This is a genomic window from Microbacterium sp. KU4F (assembly GCF_056868075.1).
The window spans coordinates 1,756,158-1,771,926 of sequence record NZ_CP200324.1; the positions used below are offsets into that span (position 1 = coordinate 1,756,158).

21 protein-coding genes and 1 pseudogene are annotated in these 15,769 nt (G+C 71.3%); 14 read left to right on the forward strand and 8 right to left on the reverse strand.

Translation table 11 applies throughout. The features are described from left to right. Positions 1 to 123: 123 nt before the first annotated feature. Complete coding sequence (locus AC1VNH_RS08925; RefSeq protein WP_243231149.1) at positions 124 to 627, reverse strand: Lrp/AsnC family transcriptional regulator; 504 nt, start codon at positions 625 to 627, stop codon at positions 124 to 126. Positions 628 to 776: 149 nt separating this feature from the next. On the opposite strand from AC1VNH_RS08925, the pseudogene ald reads away from it, so the two are divergent. The 6 genes and pseudogenes from ald (at position 777) to AC1VNH_RS08955 (ending at position 6,681) form a co-directional block, all read left to right on the forward strand. Beyond that, a pseudogene (ald, locus tag AC1VNH_RS08930) lies at positions 777 to 1,869 on the forward strand (alanine dehydrogenase). Between the two features lie 239 nt (positions 1,870 to 2,108). Further along, positions 2,109 to 2,906, forward strand: coding sequence for an SDR family NAD(P)-dependent oxidoreductase (locus tag AC1VNH_RS08935; RefSeq protein ID WP_483110942.1), 798 nt, complete (start codon positions 2,109 to 2,111; stop codon positions 2,904 to 2,906). Beyond that, positions 2,906 to 3,517 carry a TetR/AcrR family transcriptional regulator gene (locus AC1VNH_RS08940; protein ID WP_483110943.1) on the forward strand — a complete coding sequence of 204 codons (612 nt, stop codon included), beginning with the start codon at positions 2,906 to 2,908 and terminating at the stop codon, positions 3,515 to 3,517. Before AC1VNH_RS08935 ends, AC1VNH_RS08940 begins: the two co-directional genes overlap by 1 nt. Next, the gene (locus AC1VNH_RS08945; protein ID WP_483110944.1) at positions 3,507 to 4,274 is read left to right on the forward strand and encodes a hypothetical protein; all 768 of its coding nucleotides are present in this window, start codon (positions 3,507 to 3,509) and stop codon (positions 4,272 to 4,274) included. The genes AC1VNH_RS08940 and AC1VNH_RS08945 overlap by 11 nt, the downstream gene beginning before the upstream one ends. Before the next feature lie 2 nt (positions 4,275 to 4,276). After that, positions 4,277 to 5,533, forward strand: coding sequence for an aminotransferase class III-fold pyridoxal phosphate-dependent enzyme (locus tag AC1VNH_RS08950; protein ID WP_483110945.1), 1,257 nt, complete (start codon positions 4,277 to 4,279; stop codon positions 5,531 to 5,533). Further along, positions 5,530 to 6,681: an MFS transporter gene (locus AC1VNH_RS08955; RefSeq protein WP_483110946.1), complete on the forward strand. Its 1,152-nt coding sequence runs from the start codon at positions 5,530 to 5,532 to the stop codon at positions 6,679 to 6,681. The genes AC1VNH_RS08950 and AC1VNH_RS08955 overlap by 4 nt, the downstream gene beginning before the upstream one ends. Before the next feature lie 163 nt (positions 6,682 to 6,844). On the opposite strand, the gene AC1VNH_RS08960 is transcribed toward AC1VNH_RS08955, so the two are convergent. The 3 genes from AC1VNH_RS08960 to AC1VNH_RS08970 are packed head-to-tail and all read right to left on the reverse strand — an operon-like array spanning position 6,845 to position 10,035. Beyond that, positions 6,845 to 7,807, reverse strand: a complete 963-nt coding sequence (locus tag AC1VNH_RS08960) for a Gfo/Idh/MocA family protein (RefSeq protein WP_483110948.1) — start codon at positions 7,805 to 7,807, stop codon at positions 6,845 to 6,847. 37 nt (positions 7,808 to 7,844) lie between these two features. Next, on the reverse strand, positions 7,845 to 9,482 hold the full coding sequence (locus AC1VNH_RS08965) for an FAD-dependent oxidoreductase (RefSeq protein WP_483110950.1): 1,638 nt from the start codon (positions 9,480 to 9,482) through the stop codon (positions 7,845 to 7,847). A gap of 49 nt (positions 9,483 to 9,531) precedes the next feature. After that, positions 9,532 to 10,035, reverse strand: a complete 504-nt coding sequence (locus AC1VNH_RS08970) for a MarR family winged helix-turn-helix transcriptional regulator (protein WP_307322336.1) — start codon at positions 10,033 to 10,035, stop codon at positions 9,532 to 9,534. Between the two features lie 105 nt (positions 10,036 to 10,140). Between AC1VNH_RS08970 and AC1VNH_RS08975 the strand changes: the two genes are divergently transcribed. Genes AC1VNH_RS08975 through AC1VNH_RS08985 form a run of 3 tightly spaced genes read left to right on the forward strand, consistent with a single transcriptional unit; the run spans position 10,141 to position 11,698 of the window. After that, positions 10,141 to 10,542, forward strand: coding sequence for a nitroreductase/quinone reductase family protein (locus tag AC1VNH_RS08975; protein ID WP_483110952.1), 402 nt, complete (start codon positions 10,141 to 10,143; stop codon positions 10,540 to 10,542). Then, positions 10,539 to 11,210 carry an NUDIX domain-containing protein gene (locus AC1VNH_RS08980; RefSeq protein ID WP_309734814.1) on the forward strand — a complete coding sequence of 224 codons (672 nt, stop codon included), beginning with the start codon at positions 10,539 to 10,541 and terminating at the stop codon, positions 11,208 to 11,210. Before AC1VNH_RS08975 ends, AC1VNH_RS08980 begins: the two co-directional genes overlap by 4 nt. Further along, entirely contained in the window at positions 11,207 to 11,698 is a 492-nt protein-coding gene (locus tag AC1VNH_RS08985) for a metallophosphoesterase family protein (protein ID WP_483110955.1), read from the forward strand. The genes AC1VNH_RS08980 and AC1VNH_RS08985 overlap by 4 nt, the downstream gene beginning before the upstream one ends. 9 nt (positions 11,699 to 11,707) lie before the next feature. On the opposite strand, the gene AC1VNH_RS08990 is transcribed toward AC1VNH_RS08985, so the two are convergent. The 4 genes from AC1VNH_RS08990 to AC1VNH_RS09005 are packed head-to-tail and all read right to left on the reverse strand — an operon-like array spanning position 11,708 to position 13,365. Then, positions 11,708 to 11,905: a hypothetical protein gene (locus AC1VNH_RS08990; protein WP_483110956.1), complete on the reverse strand. Its 198-nt coding sequence runs from the start codon at positions 11,903 to 11,905 to the stop codon at positions 11,708 to 11,710. Between the two features lie 16 nt (positions 11,906 to 11,921). Then, positions 11,922 to 12,206 carry a hypothetical protein gene (locus tag AC1VNH_RS08995; protein WP_309734807.1) on the reverse strand — a complete coding sequence of 95 codons (285 nt, stop codon included), beginning with the start codon at positions 12,204 to 12,206 and terminating at the stop codon, positions 11,922 to 11,924. Then, positions 12,203 to 12,805, reverse strand: a complete 603-nt coding sequence (locus tag AC1VNH_RS09000) for an Asp23/Gls24 family envelope stress response protein (protein ID WP_483110958.1) — start codon at positions 12,803 to 12,805, stop codon at positions 12,203 to 12,205. Before AC1VNH_RS09000 ends, AC1VNH_RS08995 begins: the two co-directional genes overlap by 4 nt. Continuing rightward, positions 12,796 to 13,365 (reverse strand): RNA polymerase sigma factor, encoded by a 570-nt coding sequence (locus tag AC1VNH_RS09005; RefSeq protein ID WP_483110959.1) that lies wholly within the window; start codon positions 13,363 to 13,365, stop codon positions 12,796 to 12,798. The genes AC1VNH_RS09000 and AC1VNH_RS09005 overlap by 10 nt, the downstream gene beginning before the upstream one ends. A 143-nt stretch (positions 13,366 to 13,508) precedes the next feature. Between AC1VNH_RS09005 and AC1VNH_RS09010 the strand changes: the two genes are divergently transcribed. The 5 genes from AC1VNH_RS09010 to AC1VNH_RS09030 are packed head-to-tail and all read left to right on the forward strand — an operon-like array spanning position 13,509 to position 15,751. Continuing rightward, on the forward strand, positions 13,509 to 13,979 hold the full coding sequence (locus AC1VNH_RS09010; protein WP_309734801.1) for an Asp23/Gls24 family envelope stress response protein: 471 nt from the start codon (positions 13,509 to 13,511) through the stop codon (positions 13,977 to 13,979). Continuing rightward, entirely contained in the window at positions 13,976 to 14,164 is a 189-nt protein-coding gene (locus AC1VNH_RS09015; protein WP_137418153.1) for a DUF2273 domain-containing protein, read from the forward strand. Before AC1VNH_RS09010 ends, AC1VNH_RS09015 begins: the two co-directional genes overlap by 4 nt. Next, the gene (locus AC1VNH_RS09020) at positions 14,161 to 14,550 is read left to right on the forward strand and encodes a hypothetical protein (RefSeq protein WP_309734798.1); all 390 of its coding nucleotides are present in this window, start codon (positions 14,161 to 14,163) and stop codon (positions 14,548 to 14,550) included. Before AC1VNH_RS09015 ends, AC1VNH_RS09020 begins: the two co-directional genes overlap by 4 nt. Continuing rightward, complete coding sequence (locus AC1VNH_RS09025) at positions 14,547 to 15,140, forward strand: DUF6286 domain-containing protein (RefSeq protein WP_483110960.1); 594 nt, start codon at positions 14,547 to 14,549, stop codon at positions 15,138 to 15,140. Before AC1VNH_RS09020 ends, AC1VNH_RS09025 begins: the two co-directional genes overlap by 4 nt. Further along, positions 15,137 to 15,751 carry a hypothetical protein gene (locus AC1VNH_RS09030; RefSeq protein WP_483110962.1) on the forward strand — a complete coding sequence of 205 codons (615 nt, stop codon included), beginning with the start codon at positions 15,137 to 15,139 and terminating at the stop codon, positions 15,749 to 15,751. The genes AC1VNH_RS09025 and AC1VNH_RS09030 overlap by 4 nt, the downstream gene beginning before the upstream one ends. The last annotated feature ends 18 nt before the right edge of the window (positions 15,752 to 15,769 follow it).

A 15,769-nucleotide genomic window follows, 5' to 3' on the forward strand; every position in this document is an offset into this window, starting at 1 on the left:
TTTCGAGCACGAGATCACTGTCATTACCCGTGATCTCGTGCGAAAGGTGCAGTCTCGCGGGGGAAGGGGCGGCGTGTGGCACGCGGGAGGGTCGCATGCCGGGGAGAAGGGTGGGATGCGGGGTCAGCCGATGGGGCCGCGCATGTCGTCGAACCCGGCGGCGCGCGCCGAGGTGCGCACCCAATCGAACACGATCTGGGTCTCCGTGGAGGCGACCGCGGGATCCATGCTCAGGCGCGTGGCGACGAAGTCGCGCAGCTGCTCGGGCGAGGTCGTCACGACATGGATGAGGAAGTCGGTCTGACCGCCGAGGAAGAACAGGTTCAGGACGTTCGGCAGACGCGAGACCTTCTCGGCATAGGTCTTGATCGCCGGACGTGCCTGCGCGCGGAGCTTGACCGCCACGATGGCCTGGAGCGGGAGCCCCAGAGCGGCGAAGTCCACGTCGGCGTGGGCCGAACCGAGAGCGCCGGACTCCCTCAGGGCGCGCACGCGGGCGTGCGTCGCCGAGGGCGAGAGCCCGACCCGCGCGGCGAGCGCCGCATTGGTCTGCGACGCATCGCGGCGCAGCTCCCAGAGGATGCTCTCATCGACCGGATCCGTCCGTCGGTTCTGCGCCTGCGCCATGCCCTACCTCGCATTCAGCCGGAGATTCTCCGCAATTGCGCGCCAGCAGAGAATTCTCTTCGGCAGCTAGTGATTCTGACACGGTTTTCTTCTAGATTCGGCCCGCTCCAGACGAACATCCTGATACATCGACACGAAGGACGGCGCCCATGCGCATCGGAATCCCCGCCGAGGTCAAGAACCACGAGTACCGCGTCGCCGCCACACCCGCCGGTGTGCGCGAGCTGGTGCGGCACGGCCATGAGGTCGTCGTGCAGAACGGTGCCGGCGTCGGCAGCTTCGATCACCGACGAGGAGTTCGCCGCCGCGGGCGCGCGGCTCGTCGACGTCGCCGAGGCGTGGTCGGCGGAGCTCGTGCTCAAGGTCAAGGAACCGGTGGCCTCCGAGTACGGCTACCTGCGCGACGACCTGACGCTGTTCACCTACCTGCACCTGGCCGCCGACGAGCACCTGGTCGACGCGCTGCTGGCCGCCGGCACGACGGCGATCGCCTACGAGACCGTGCAGCTGCCCGACCGCTCCCTGCCGCTGCTGGCCCCCATGAGCGAGGTCGCCGGACGCCTGTCCGTGCTGACCGGCGGCTACCACCTCCTCGGGTCGCAGGGCGGTCGTGGCGTCCTGCTGGCCGGGGTGCCCGGCGTACGCCCCGCCAAGGTCGCGGTCATCGGCGGCGGCATCGCGGGCAGCAATGCGGTCGCGCAGGCCGTCGGGCTCGGAGCGGATGTCACCGTGCTCGACATCTCGATCCCGCGGCTGCGCCAGCTCGACGATCTGTACCGCGGCGCGGTGCGCACGGTCGCATCCAGCGCGTACGAGATCGAGCGCACGGTACTGGATGCGGACCTCGTCATCGGCGCCGTCCTCATCCCCGGCGCAAAGGCGCCGCACCTCGTCTCGCACGAGATCGTCGAACGGATGAAGACGGGCAGCGTGCTCGTGGACATCGCCATCGACCAGGGCGGCTGCTTCGAAGACTCCCACCCGACGACCCACGACGACCCGACGTTCCGCGTCGGCCCCACGATCTTCTCGTGTGTGGCCAACATGCCCGGCGCCGCGGCGGGCACCTCGACGCCCGCCCTGACCAATGCGACGCTGCCCTACGCTCTCGCCCTCGCCGACAAGGGCTGGGAGCGGGCGCTCGCCGACGATCCGGCCCTCGCGCTCGGGCTCAACACGCTCCGCGGTTCGATCGCGAACGCGGGCGTCGCCGCCGCCTTCCCCGACAAGCCCCGCGCCTGACGTCGGCCGGATGCGAGGACGCCTCGCATCCGCCGTCGCACGACTCCGCCCCGCAGGACGATCTCTCCCGTTCGTTCTGCGGGGCGGTTGGCGTATCTCCCGCGCGCCGCAGATTACGGCGGCGTTTCGCCCACCTGCGAATCGCGGCGAATGCTTGCCCTGCGCGGGGTGCGTGCGCTTTCATGAACCAACTTGGTCAAACGTCCAACTGCGAAGGCGCAGTGGCGGAGGAGGCTCACATGCAGGAGACGCGACGACCCGTGGCGGTCGTGACGGGGGCGAGCTCGGGGCTCGGGCGCGGGTACGCGCAGCGCTTCGCCGCCCGCGGCCACGACCTCGTGCTCATCGCCCGCCGAGCGGACCGGCTCGAGGAGCTCGCCGCCGCGCTGCGCGCGCAGCACGGTCGTGACGTCGATGTGATCCCCGCCGACCTCACCGATCCCGCCGCTCCCGCGCGGATCGCGGCGGCGCTCGCGGAGCGCTCCCTCACGGCCGAGGTGCTGGTGAACTGCGCCGGATTCGGCACCGCCGGGGCCTTCGCCGGTGAGGACCCCGCGCGGATCGCCCAGGAGATCGCGGTCGACGTGACCGCACCCACCGTGCTCACGCGGCTGCTGCTGCCCGACCTCCTCGCCGCCGACGGCGGCATCCTGCTCATGGTCTCCAGCATCGCCGGTCACCAGCCCACCCCGAACCTCGCCGTGTACGGCGCGTGCAAGGCGTTCCTCACCTCGCTCACGGCGTCGATCTGGGAGGAGAATCGCGGGTCCCGGATGCGGGTACTCGCCGTGTGCCCGGGCCCGACGGCGACCGAGTTCTTCGAGGCCTCCGGCTCCGAGCAGTTCAAGGTCGGCCGCGTCGGCACGATCGACGAGGTGCTCGACGCGACGTTCGCAGCCCTCGACGCCCGCCGCGGACCCGTCGTCACGGTCGGCTGGGGCAACCGGATCCAGTCGATCGGTGCCAAGCTCGCTCCGCGCCGGCTCACGCTCAGGGTCGGCCGCGCCGCGACCGAGCGCGCCGGGAGGGGCGCCTGATGCGCCGGCTCTCCTTCGAGGAGCGCCGCAGCGAGCTGCTCGACGCGGCCGTGCGGGTCATCGGGCGCGAGGGACTGGCGGCGGCCACGACGCGCGCGATCGTCGCCGAGGCCGATATGCCGCTGGGGGCATTCCACTACGTGTTCGCCTCGCGCGACGACCTGATCGCCGCGATCGTCGAGCACATCACCGAGCAGGAGCGCCTCGCGGCGTGGATGGACGCCGACACCGACGCGACCTGCGCCGAGGTGCTGGCGCGCGGGCTGGACGCCTACCTGCGGCTGCTCGAGTCGGAGCCCCAGCGCGAGCTGACCCTGCTCGACGTCGCCACGCACGCCATGCGGCACGATCCGGAGGCGGTGGGGCGCCAGTGGGCCACCTACCGCGCCGCAGCGCGCGCCAGCCTCTCGTACGCCGCCGAACTCGCCGGCATCGCCTGGACACGTCCGCTCGACGATCTCGCGTGGTCGCTGGCGAGCTGCCTGGACGGACTCACCCTCTCGTGGCTCAGCACGCGCGATTCGGATGCGGCACGCCGCCACATCCGCCTGCTCGCCGATGCCTTCGCCGCCTACGCCACCCCTGTGAAGGAGACCACCGATGCTGACTGAGACCGATGCCCGCGTGCTCGCGCTCACCAACGCGCGAGCCGTGCTGGGGGCGCTTCCCCGCCTGGTCGAGCTGGTGCCCGAGGCCGGACGCATCCTCGGAACCCTGCCCGCGCCCACGACGCTGTCGCTCGTCGCACCGGGGATCCCCGTGACGCGATACCGATTCTCCCCGGACGGCATCGCGCCGGTGTCCGAGGGTCGCGGACCGACGCTGATGTTCCGTTCGGTCGATCACCTCAACGCCGTCATCGCCGGAACCGCGCAGCCCATCCCGATCGCCGGCCCCGCCGGCATCCGGTTCCTGACGCGTGTGTTCACACCGCTCACGGATCTGCTCGGGGTCTACCTGAAGCCCGATGACGAACGCCTCGAGGATGCGGAGTTCCGCCGCCGCAGCACCCTACTCACCCTCGAGGTCGCCGCACGAGCGATCGCGGTCGTCGGAAACGAGGACACCAGCGGGCGCTTCTCCGCCGCGCACATGCCCGACGGCGATCTCGACCTCGAGATCGGCGACGAGCTGCGCTACCGCCTCGAGGTGAAGAACCACCGCATCCGCCTCGACGACGAACTGTCCGACCCGCCGCGCGCCGCCCTCCGCTTCGCCGACCTCGACGTCGCCGGTGGTGTGATCAGCGGCCGCGACAGTGCGCTGGCCTGCGTCTGCGACGGCAGGCTCGCCATGCGCGGTTTCATCCCCCTCGTCGACAACACCAGCCGCATCCTCGACCGTGTCGGCGCCTACCTCGGAGCGTGATCATGAGTACCCCCACCCTGACCCCCGTCTACAGCTACACGAAGAGCAACGAGGCGTTCGCCCGGGCCGTGAAGGTCATCCCCGGCGGCGTCCCCGGCCACCTCGGCCCCTCCGAGGGCTGCTTCATTCCCCGATCGGCATACCCGCTGTTCTCCGAGCGTGCTGAAGGCACCCGGTTCTGGGACGTCGACGGCAACGAGTACATCGACTACATGTGCGGCTACGGTCCCAACGTGCTCGGCTACGGCGACGCGGATGTGGCCGCCGCCGCCCAGGCGCAGGCGCGCAAGGAGGACGTGGTCTCGCTCCCCTCGACGACGATGATCGACCTGGCGGAGCTGCTGGTGGACACCGTCGCGAGCGCCGATTGGGCGTTCTTCGCGAAGAACGGCGGCGACACGACGACGCTGGCCATCATGACCGCCCGCGCCGCGACGGGCCGCCGACGCATCGTCTTCATCGAGGGGTACTACCACGGCGTCGCGCCGTGGACCCAGAAGCTCGACTACCCCGGCGTGCTCGACACCGACGTGCAGGGCAACATCGAGGTCCCGTGGAACGACATCGAGGCCATGCGGCGGGTGTTCACCGAGCACCGAGGCGAGATCGCCGCGCTCATCGCCCAGCCGTACAAGCACGGCAACTTCTTCGACAACGCCCTGCCCGCCAGGGGCTACTGGCAGGCGGTGAGGCGGCTCTGCGACGAGCACGGCGTCGTGCTCATCGTCGACGACGTGCGCGCAGGCTGGCGACTGGACCTCGCCGGCAGCGACCACTTCTACGGCTTCGAGGCGGACCTCATCTGCTTCTGCAAGGCCATCGCGAACGGCTACAACATGTCGGCGCTGTGCGGGAAGGACAGCCTGCGCGAAGCGGTGTCGAGCATCACCTACACCGGGAGCTACTGGATGAGCGCGGTGCCCTTCGCCGCCGGCATCGCGACGATCGAGAAGCTCAAGGCGATCGACGCCCCCGCCCTGTTCCGCGAGCTCGGCACGACACTGACGACGGGACTCACCGAGGTCGCCGCGTCGCACGGCCGGACGCTCGTCGCCTCCGGCGAGCCGGCCCTGTTCTACCTGCGACTCGCCGACGACGAGTCGCTCATGCTCCATCAGCGGTGGATCGCCGAGTGCGTGCAGCGCGGAGCCTTCTTCAGCTCCCACCACAACCACTTCATCAACGCGGCGCTCACGAGCGCCGACATCACCCGGACGCTCGAGATCGCCGACGAGGCGTTCCGCGCGATCGAGGCATGACGTCGCTGCCGGCACTGCGCACGCGCGGTGCCGCCGTCGGTGGCGCCTACGCTGCGCAGGGCCTCGGCTACGCCACGATCGTAACCGCTCTGCCGACGATCAAGGACCGCGTCGACATCGGCGACGACGCGGTGTCGATGCTTCTGCTCGCGACGTGTCTCGCCGCGGCGCTCGGCTCCGTGCTCGCCGACGTCATCGCCGTGCGCGCGGGCAGCCGGCTCGCCCTCGCGTCGGGGCTCGCCGCCCAGGCGGTGGGACTCCTCTTCGTCAGCTTCACCGCATCCCTTCCCGTGCTGATCGTCGCGATCGTGCTCTACGGCGTGGGACTCGGCGCCGTCGACGCCTCGTCGAACATGCAGGGCTCGCTCCTGCAGCGTCACCACGAGCGGCCGGTGTTCGGCCGGCTGTACGCCGGATACACGGGTGCTGCCATCGTCGCCACCGGCGTCACCGCGGCGGTGCTGGCCACCGGCGCCCCCGCGGGCCTGACCCTGGTCATCGCCGCGGCGGCGCAGATCGCGATCGCCGGATGGGGACTCGCAGCCTTCGATCCCACGCGCGCGGCGCACGAGGTCGACGACACGGCCGCATCCCGCCCGGCCCTGCCGCGCCGAGCGATCTGGGCGGTGGGTGCGATCGTGTTCGCGGCGTTCGTGGTGGACTCCGCGGTCGCGAGCTGGAGCACGATCTACCTCACCGACGGGCTCCGGGCCGACCCGGGCGTCACGCCCCTCGGCTACGGGGCGTACCTCGTCGCGATGCTGGCGGCGCGACTGGGCACGGACCCGCTCGTGCGACGGATCGGACGGATGCGGCTGGGTGTCGCGGCGGTCGTCGTGGCCGTGGCCGGCACCGTGCTGGTGGCGGCGGCGCCGTTCGTGCCGACGGCGATCCTCGGCTTCGCGGCGATGGGCGTGGCATCGGGGGCGCTCGTGCCGATCGCGTTCAGCCGTGCCGGCGAGCTGCTTCCGGAACGCAGCGACGAGGTGATCGCACGCGTGAACCTCTTCAACTACGCGGGCGCCGTCGCCGGAGCGGTCGCGCTCGGACTCATCGCCGCAGGGCCGTCGCTCGGCCCCGCATTCCTCGTGCCAGCCGTCATCCTGGCCGCACTATCGCCGCTGCTGCGCACCCTCCGCCGCCACTGACCCCCGCCGGTTCCGTCTCCCACCCACGCTCCCCTGTCACAGAACGACGCGCCGCGGTCGATCTGTGACAGGGGAGCGTGGAGGTTCGGTGCTCGCCTGTCACAGAACGACGCCGGAGGCTCGATCTGTGACAGGCGAGCGCGGCGGGCCAACGCAGTCGGTGTCAGCGGGCGAGGGCGGCCCGGATGCGGTCCATCGTCTCCAGCGTGAGGCGCGTGCGCTCCTGGTCCTCGGCGGCGGCGGTCCCGCCCGCCTCGACGAGGGCCACGAAACGCTCCACCTCACCGCGCAGCGAGTGACGCTCGTCGGGCACCTCGACGGCCTCACGATCGCCGCCGACGGCGTGACGCACCACGCGTCGCGGGCTGACGAGGTCGTCGATCGACAGGGTCGCCCGCTCCCCCTCGATCTCGCTCGGACGCCCGGCGTTCGTGATCTTCGAGTACGACACGTCCACGACGAGGCCCGGATAGCCGAGCAGCGCAACGCCGGCGCCGTCGGCGCCGCTCGCGATCGGCACGTCCAGCGCCTGCACCGTGTCGGGGCGGCCGAAGAGCAGCACGGCCGCGTGAACGCTGTACACGCCGAGATCCGCGAGCGCGCCGCCGCCCATCGCCGGGTCGAAGATGTTGACGCGTCGCCCCGCCAGCACGTCGTCGTAGCGCGAGGACCGTTTGCCGTAGTGCAGCGACGCCCGCCGCAGGACACCGAGCGTCGGCAGCAGGTCGCGCACGACGCCGATCCCCGGGTCGTAGGCCATCCGCATCCCCTCCATGAGGATGAGGCCGCGCCGCGCCGCCTCCCGGGTGAGCTCGACCCACTCCCGCTCGGACGAGACGGCCGGCTTCTCGACGATGACGTGCCTGCCTGCGGCGAGCGCCGCGCGGATCTGCTCGGCGTGCACCGAGTTGGGAGAGCCCACGTACACCGCATCGATCGCCGGGTCGGCCAGCACGGCATCCAGATCGGATGCCGCGTGCGGCGCGCCGATGCGCAGGGCGATCTCGGCCGCGCGGTCCGCGTCGCGCGAGGTCGCCGTATGCAGCGCGATGCCGTCGACCTGGGCGACGGCACGCGCGAAGGCCTCGGTGATGATGCTCGAGCCGATCGTGGCGACGTTGATCATCGCACCAGCGTAGGCGTGGCCATGAGTGCGACGGCGCTCACGCGAGCGCGAGCGCCCGATGGACGGATGCGACGGCGCTGGATCCCTCCCCGACCGCCGCCGCCACCCGCTTCATGGATCCGCGTCGCACGTCCCCTGCGGCGAACAGCCGCGGCAGCGAGGTCTCGAACGGCAGCGGCTCGCGGCCCAGCTGCTGCCAGCGGGAGATCGACTGCACGGTGACGTCCGTGCCGGTGCGCAGGAAACCGTGGTCGTCGCGGTCGAGCGATCCGAGCCAGGATGTGGCGGGCTCGGCACCGATGAAACAGAACAGTCCACGGGCGTCGACGTCGCCGACCGTGTCGATGCGCACGCTCTCGAGGATGCCGTCGCCGCCCAGCGCCGTGACGTTGGCGGCCGTGTGGATGCGGACTCCCGGGCTCTCCAGCAGCCGGTCCACGAGGTAACTCGACATGCGCTGGCGCAGATCGGTTCCGCGCACCACGAGGTGCACGGGACAGCCGTTGCCGGAGAGGTACAGCGCGGCTTGCCCCGCGGAGTTCGCACCGCCGACGACGACAGAAGGTGCTCCGGCGACCTGGTGCAGTTCGAGGGGCGTCGCCGCGTAGTAGATGCTCGAGCCTTCGAACCGCGACCAGCCCTCGATGTTGAGACGGCGGTAGGCGGCCCCCGAGGTGACGATGGCGGTGCGGGTGCGGATGAGGCGCCCGTCGGCGAGGGTGACCTCGAGCCCCTCGGGAACCTCGGCGATCGCGACGGCCTCGCATGGGGCGTAGACGCGCACCCCGAACTTGAGCGCCTGGAGCGTCGCCTGCCCGATGAGCTGACCGCCGCTCACGCCGAACGGGAAGCCCAGGAAGTTCTCGATGCGAGATGTCGCGGCGGCCTGACCACCGGGCGCGACCGCATCCAGGAGCACCGTGTTCAGGCCCTCGGATGCGCCGTAGATGGCGGCGGCGAGACCGGCAGGTCCGCCGCCGATCACGACGAGGTCGACGGCTGCATCCGTCTCGGCCTGGTAGCTCAGCCCCAGCCGGTCCGCGACGATGCCGGGCGTCGCGCGCGCGACCGGCTCGCCCTGCAGATAGGCGATCGGCAGGTCCTCGATACGCACGCCGTGATCGGCATGCACGCCCATGTCGTCGGGATCCACCTCGACGGCGGTGTGCACGAGGTCGAGCCGCTCGGCGAAGCGGTCCAGAGCGAGGAACTCGCGCGATCCGCGCAGCCCGACGAACTTGAGAGTGAGGGCGGCGGGGCCGGTTCGCAACGACTCCCGCCTCTCCCACAGGGCGTGCAGGATCAGGTCGCAGAGCTCGTCGTCCTCCGCCATCAGCCGACGCAGCTGCCCCCGCGGCACCCGCAGGATGCGGCCGGGCTCGGCCACGCGGGCGGAGAGGAACGCCCCTTGCCCGTTCAGCAGACTCAACTCACCCGCGAACGTGCGCGCACCCATGCGTGTGAGCACCACCTCGTCGACCCAGCCCAGACCGTCGCGGACGATCTCGATCTCGGCGGTGTCGACGAGGATCATGTCGTAGTCGTGATCGCCGGAGCGGAACACGTAGTCCCCGGCGTCCACCTCCTCGGCGGTGCCGTACGCGCACAACCGCTCCCACTGCGCATCGGTCAGCTCGGAGGGACGAGTCGGCACGGCGACGGTCTCGTGACTCATACGCGGGATTGTCCTCGTCGGCCGGCTCCGCCACAACTCGACGGGCGCGTCACCCGCGTTCGGGGCCCATGAGCGGGCGCAGGGCCCGCGTCAGCGCCGCGATGTCGGCGCGATCCGACCCCGCCAGCACCTCCGCCTCCCGCCGCACCAGCTCCGTCATGGCCGCATCCACCACTCTGATGCCCTCCTCGGTCAGCAGGATGTAGACGCTGCGCCCGTCGGAGGGGTTGCGCTTTCGCACCACGAGCCCTCGCGTCGAGAGGTTCGCCAGCCGGTGCGACATCGTCGCGCTCGTGATCATCGTCCGTTCGATCAGCTGTGCGGGGCTCAGCCGGTGCGGAGGATCGGCCCGGCGCAGCGCCGCGAGCACGTCGAACTCCCACGAGGCCAGACCCGCCGTCGCGAACGCGGCCGCACGCAGCCGGTCCAGCCGGATGGCCGCACGACGCAGCCGCGACATCACATCGAGCGGAGTGAGGTCGACATCGGGCAGGCGTCTGCCCCACGCGTCGATCAGCAGATCGACCTCGTCGTCTCGACGGTCATCGCTCACACGACGACGGTAGCGTGCGCAGACGGCTCGCAGGCGGCATCTCCGATCTCCCGCGCGGGGTGCGAGGATCGAGACGGCGGACCCACCGACGGACGGAGCACAGGCATGACCTCGTACAACGATCACGTGATCGCGGAGTTCCGGCGAAACGGCGGCCGGGTGGAGAACTTCGGCGACGCCCTGATCCTGCTGCACCACATCGGCGCCCGCAGCGGCCTCGAGCGCATCGCCCCGCTCATGGCCCTCCCGGACGGAGCCGATGCCTGGCTGATCGCCGCCTCGAAGGCGGGGGCGGAGGACAACCCCGCCTGGTTCCACAACCTCCGCGCCCACCCCGACGTGACGATCGAGACGCCGGCGGGCGAGGTCCAGGTCACGGCTTGGGTGCTGGGTCCGTCCGAACGGGATGCGGCGTGGCAGCGCTTCCTCGCCGCCAGCCCCGGTTTCGGCGACTACGAGCGACGCACGACGCGCACCATCCCCGTGGTCCGTCTGGAACGCCGATGACGGGTCAGCCCGGAGTCGATGTCCCCGATGCGCGTGGCCGCACGGGCCTCGATCGCGTAGGGCGCGATCTGGACGGCAACCCCCGGGTGAGGGTGCGCGAGGTCCGCGTGCTCACCTCGAACTGGTTCGTGACGCGTACCACGACCTTCGACTTCCAGCACTCGGACGGCACCTGGACCACCGAGCACCGCGAGACGTACGACCGCGGCGACGGAGCGTGCATCCTGCTCTACGACGCCGAGGCGCGCACCGTGCTGCTGACCCGTCAGTTCCGCTACCCGGTCTACGTCAACCGGCATCCCGACGGCATGCTGATCGAGGCAGCCGCGGGACTTCTCGACGACGATGCTCCCGAAGCCGCCATCCGGCGCGAGGCAGAGGAGGAGACCGGGCGCCCGGTCGGCGACGTGGAGCACGTCTTCGACGTGTACATGAGCCCCGGCTCGGTGACCGAACGGCTGCACTTCTTCGCCGCGCCCTACCGCCGCGGCGACGTCGTATCGGGGGCGCGAGCGGGACTCGCCGACGAGGGCGAAGACATCGAGGTGCTCGAGCTCGACGTCGACGACGCGCTCGCGCGCATCGGCATCGACATCGTCGACGCCAAGACGATCATGCTGCTGCAGTGGGCGGCGCTGCGCGGACCCTTCTCGGCGGCCCGCGCGTGACGACGCGGCTGCTGCTGATCTCCGACACCCACATCCCGGCGCGTCGACGCACCCTCCCGGATGCGGTGCGTCGGCTCGCGGACGACGCCGATCTCATCGTGCACGCCGGCGACTGGGTCGTCGCGGGGGTGCTGGACGACCTCGCTCGGCACGGCGAGCTCGTCGGCGTCTACGGCAACAACGACGGCGCCGACCTCCGCGCCCGGCTCCCGCTGGTCGCGCACCGTCGGATCGAGGATGTGCGCATGAGCGTCGTGCACGAGACGGGCGACGCGCGCTCGAGGGAACGTCGGATGGATGCGGCGTACCCCGAGACGGATCTTCTCGTGTTCGGACACAGCCACATCCCGTGGGACACCGTCACGCCCGCGGGGATGCGCCTGCTGAATCCCGGCTCGCCGACCGACCGCCGCCGTCAGCCCGCCCACACCTGCATGAGGGTCACGATCGACGGCAACCGGATCGACGCGACGCTCGTCGCGCTCTGACCCGCTCGATCATCCCGCGTCCTCCGGCGCCAGCAGCGACCAGATCGAGGGCGGGTCACCTACGCTGCGCTCCAGGACGACGTACTCGGTCTCGGGATGCTCCGCGATGAAGCGCTGCGCATCCTCGAGCGTCATCACTCTCTCGGTCACCTCATCGCCGTTCTTCTCGGACCAGGAGTTCTTGAACTGGACGCGGTACTCCTTCACCTCTGCACCGCCCGGCTCACTGGATGCGGTCGACCTGCACGCGGATGAGCCCCGCATCCGGGAAACGCGCGAGGAGGAGATCCGCGACCTCGCGGCCCGCGTCGGCCGCTCCCGCCGACGCGTCCGCGGCGATCCGCACCTGGACCGCCTCCGAGGCCGCACCACCCGCCACGAACGGCGCGACCGAGCCGAGCGCGCCGGCCACCGCATCCGCGACGCGCGGCGGGAACACCGCCGCGACGCCGGGCGAGCCGAGCACGAGTTCGGTCACCGCGTCCCGCGGCGCAGAGGGCAGGGTCATGACGCGTCCTTTCGCGGCTGGGGGGCGTGGATGTCCTCGATCGTGACGTCGATCGCTGCGACCTCGAGATCGGTGTGCCGCTCGACGACCTCGGCGACCCGGCGGCGGACGTCGTCCGCCACGGCGTGCGCGTCGAGATCCCAGGCGATGGATGCGGTGATGTCGATCGTCACCGGGGCGCCGAGCTCCTCGACATCTCCGATGATGCGCGTGCGCCCGATGAACACCCCGTCCAGCTCGTCGGCGGCCGAGCGCAGGAGGGTACGCACCGCGCCTTCGGCGACGGTGATCCGCACTCTCGGGTCGGGATGGCGCACCGGCAGATCGCGGCCGGACCGCAGCTCTGCCGCGACCTGGTCGAGGATGCCGCCGAACCACCCCGCCGACGGCTCGGGAAGCGAGGCCGCATCGGCGGCGAACAGATCGCGGGAGAGGTCTCCGACGCGGGAGAGGGACTCGAGGGCGTTCAGGCACTCCGGGCACTGCTCGATCTCGGCGTCGCGCGGCGAACGTCCCGCTTCCAGGTACTCGCTCAGCTCCTGGACCGTGCGCCCGCAGTCGAGGACGTCGGGTGAGGCGTTCGAGGCGGTCATCGCCATCCCTCCATCCCGATCATGATGCTCGCTCTGGCGCGGGCGAGGTTTCCCCGTACCGTACTCACCGGCACGTCCAACTCCTCCGCGATCTCGGAGTAGCCGAGTCCCGCGGCTTCCCTGAGGAGCCAGGTCCGTCGTTGCGCCTCCGGCAGTCTCTCCAACGCGGCCGAGAGTGCCGCGAGTCTAGCGTTGCGTTCGGCGACGTGCTCGGGCCTGGTGCTCTCGGGTGTGGACGGCTCCCAGTCCTCGAACGGTTCCTCCTTCGCGGAGCGGCGCAGCACCCGCAGTGCTTCGCGCGACGCGATGCGCAGCAGCCACGCCTTGACCGACGAACCGTCGCGCAGGGTCGGCAGCTGTCGCCACGCGACGACGAAGGCGTCCTGCACCACGTCGTCGGCATCTGCTTGCGAGCGGAGCATGCGCGCGATGCACGCGCGCATGAGCGGACTGTGCCGACGCACGATCTCCGCGAAGGCTGCGACGTCGTCGTCGACCGCGCGCTGCACCAGGATGCGGTCGGACAGTGCTGCGAGGCCCTTCGCAGCCGATTCAGGCTCCGCCATCGGCCCCTCCGAAATCCACCGGAACTTTTTTGTGACGATCCGGCGGGTAGGTGCCTCATGTCAGTAGGGCGAAGTTAGCGCCGACGACGAGAACCGTCTCGCGCTCTTGTCACCGCCCTGGCAACGAGATAAAGGAGCACATCATGGCCACTGAGCAGAAGACCACCCCCGCCGTGACCCCCGCCCGCGTCGACCGCGGCGCCGTCGGCACGACCGGAACCGCCCCGACGGTCGCGGCCGCAGGCCGGACCGTCATCGCCGATGGCGTGGTCGCCAAGGTCGCCGGCATCGCGGCACGCGAGGTCCCCGGCGTGTACGCGCTCGGCGGCGGCGGCGCCCGCGCGCTCGGAATGATCCGCGACGCGATCAACGCGACCGACCTCACACAGGGTGTGAAGGTCGAGGTCGGCGAGACGCAGGCCGCGGCCGACCTCACGATCGTCGTGGAGTACCCCGCCCCCATCCAGGAGGTCGCCGCGGGCGTCCGGGCCGCGGTGGCCGGCGCGATCTCGCGGCTGGTGGGCCTCGAGGTCGTCGAGGTCAACGTGGAGGTCAACGACGTGCACCTTCCCGGTGACGACACCGACGACGACACCGAAGCGCGCGTCGCATGAGCGCCACGGTGAGCGGAGCGCTCGTGGGTGCGGTGCTCGCCGTGTCCGCCCTGCTGTTCGGCTTCTGGGGATTCCTCCTGGTCGCCCTGTTCATGGGCATCGGCGCGCTGGTCGGTCGCGTCGTGTCGGGTTCGCTCGACCTTCGCGCGCTCGCCAACGTGTTCTCCGGCCGCCGCACATCATGAGCACCGCGACCTGGTCCGCGCTCGGCGGCGGGATGACGCCCGCCGCCGAGACGGTCCTGCCGGGCCGGACGCTCGTGGCCGAGCGCGCCCTGGTCGCCGTCTGCGAGCAGGTGGCGGCCCGGGCCATGGGACTGCCGCGGCGCGAGGTCAGCGTCCGGCTCGGCGCCACCGCCGGCGCACTGGCGGTCCGGGTGGAGGCACCGCTTCCCGTCCCGGACCTGTCGGAAGCGCTCCCGTCCGCGCAGTCCGAGACCGTCACTGCCCGCGGGCACCGCATCCGCGAGCAGATCCGCACCGACGTCGCGGCGCTCACGGGCCGCGAGGTGCGCCGCATCGACCTCACGATCACCGGCGCCCGCATCGAGAAGAAGAGGAGGGTGAGATGACCGCCACCGGTACCACCGCGTCGTCGGACCGCGCCCTCGCGCGCGTGCGGCGACGTGAGACCCACTCGCCCCGGTCGACGGCCATGGTCGTCGCCGTGGTCCTGCTGATCGCGCTGGTCGCCTACCTTGCGACCGAGATCGTGCTGGTCATGGCGGACGCACCGTCGCTCATCGCGGCCCCGGCCGATCTGCTGCGCGGCCTCGCCGCGGCATCCGGCACGGTCATGACCGCGATCGGTGCGGCCGTGGCGCTTCTGGGGGCGGTCCTCGTGGTGATCGCCGTCACCCCCGGCCGACTCGCGAAGCACACGATGGCCGCCGGCGACGGCACGATCGTCGTCGTGGACAACGGCGTGGTCGCCGCCGCCCTCGCTCAGCATCTGAGCGACACCCTCGGCATCGATCGGCGCCGGCTCACCGTCGGAGTGGGCCACCGCCGCGTCGATGTCACCGTCCGGCCCGAGACGGGTCTGAACATCGACCTCGATGAGGTGCGTGCCGCGGCCGACGCGGAGCTGGCCACATACCGGCTGAGCCCGTCGGTCGTGCTGAGCGTGCACCGCCGTCTCGACAGGAAGGAGGAGCGATGAACACCACCCGCCGCGGTCTCAACCGGGCCCTCGTCCTCCTCGTCGGCCTCATCGCCCTCGCCTCGGGAGCGGTGGTCGTATGGGCGTCCCTGTCCGCCGACGCGCATCGGTTGTGGGAGCAGACTCTGACCATGGGCGCAGAGGCCGTGGATGCCGCACATGCAGCGACCCTCGTCGGCGCGGGTCCCGTCTCCTGGGCGGGCATGGGCGCGGTGGCCGGCGCGGTGATCCTCATCGTGCTTCTGCTCACCCCGGTCGCACTGCTGGCGCACCGCCGCTCGCGCACCGTACTGCGCAGCGCCGAGGCGGATGCGGCTCCCGGCCGCGTCGTCGTCCGGGAGGGGTTCGCCTCCGACGCGGTCACTGCGTCGCTGGCGCGGCGGGCCGACATCCTGTCGACGCGCGTCGTGGCCGACGACGTCCGGAACGCTCCCGTGCTCCACGTGGCCGTCACCCCGCACCCCCAGGCGTCGCCGCGCGAGATCGCCGACCACGTCGCCACCGTCGGCGCCCGTCTCGACACCCTCCTGGACCGCCCCACGCGCACCTACATCTCACTTCACGCAGGGCTCCGGGCACGTCTCGCCTCGGACCGGCGCACCCTCACGTGACCGCGCACCGCGCGCGGG